The organism is Vibrio sp. T20, assembly GCF_007858795.1.
Lineage (GTDB): Bacteria > Pseudomonadota > Gammaproteobacteria > Enterobacterales > Vibrionaceae > Vibrio > Vibrio satsumensis.
In genome coordinates this window covers 1-298 of sequence record NZ_VFEB01000063.1, presented here as the reverse complement: position 1 = coordinate 298, position 298 = coordinate 1, and the positions used below count along the sequence as shown (strand labels likewise).

Below are 298 nucleotides of genomic sequence, written 5' to 3'. Positions count from 1 at the left end.
TGAAAACAGTAACGCATTCGCTTCACCGAAGTTGCTTTCAGCGTCATCTGGTGCCACGCAACGTTCATCGCCCCACCAAAAATGAAGGTTATTCCATTGAATACCTTCTGCGTATGGTGCTTGAGCTAACAGCTTAAAGAGCATTTTTGGCGTGCTGCCGCCCGACAATGAAATATGAACAGGTCTGCCCTGTTCACTGTAAGCTTTCATTTCGTTTGCTAGGTTTTCAACGACCAATTCTGGCGTTGCAAAGATCTTGTGATTGATCATAATTCGCAGTAATCCGTGTCTGTTAAGT

Annotated in this window: 1 protein-coding gene; it reads right to left on the bottom strand. The window is 44.6% G+C overall.

Annotated elements, in window-relative coordinates; translation table 11 throughout:
• The coding region (locus tag FTW16_RS05525; RefSeq protein ID WP_146490374.1) for a 6-phosphogluconolactonase at positions 1-270 on the bottom strand (270 nt) is incomplete at its 3' end.
• Between the last annotated feature and the right edge of the window lie 28 nt (positions 271-298).